The sequence below is a fragment of the Variovorax sp. P5_A3 genome (genome assembly GCF_056400665.1).
This window is the reverse complement of record NZ_JBFUKW010000075.1, coordinates 1-777: the sequence shown is the minus strand read 5'-3', so window position 1 is coordinate 777 and position 777 is coordinate 1. Positions and strand designations below refer to the sequence as shown.

Genomic DNA, 777 nt, shown 5'->3' with positions numbered 1-777 from the left:
GGCATCGCTGCCAGGTCCGAGGTCCTTCTCGTACAACGTGCCGTCGTGGCTGACCATGAAGCTCATGACGCCCGTTTCGCCGTAGCGGATCGGCCATGCCACCAGCGCGAACCCGCTGCGCATGCGGTTGCCGATCACGTAGTCGTAGGCGCCGCCMGGCGCATCCTTGCCCTGCGCCTYGAGGATCTTGAAGTGATAGCCGTGRTAGCCCTCGCCGGCCCTCTGGCCCGCGTACAGCGGSCCGAGCGGGCTCTCGTCCTGCCCGGTGGCGTCGGGCCAGTAAAGCCCGTCGTGCTTGCCGGGTGAACTCACGAACTTCTGCGCGTATTCGAGCACGCCGTTGCCGTCGCGATCCTTCTGCGCGTATTCCTTCTGCGCATCGAAGTACGCCAGCGCGGCCTGCATCGCGGCAAGCTCGTTGCGCCCGATGCGGCGGGTGCGCATGGCGTCGGCGCCSGCACKCGGGTCGAAATGCCAGCCRGCGGCGTTCTTCACGATCGGTATCGGCAGCGTCCAGTCGCCATCGCCCGCCGCGAGCACCGCCTTGGCGGGTCCTTCCTGGACGACCTTGTGCTGCTTGGCCCAGGCGCCGAGGAAGCTGTAGATGTCCTCCTCGTCGAGGCTGCCTTCGGGCACGAAGCGGCGCCAGTCGGGGCCGAGCACGGTTCGCAAGGCGACCACATCGCTGTGCGCAATGGCGTCGACGAAGGCCTGCGCCGCGGCATCGGGTGTCGGATAGGCCTTCTGCGCGAACGAAGATCCCGAGGCCAGCGACAG

Annotated in this window: 1 protein-coding gene; it reads right to left on the bottom strand. The window is 67.8% G+C overall.

Annotated elements, in window-relative coordinates:
* A partial coding sequence (locus AC1D3B_RS36220) for a DUF2950 domain-containing protein (protein ID WP_478195477.1) occupies positions 1–777 on the bottom strand: 777 nt, incomplete at both ends.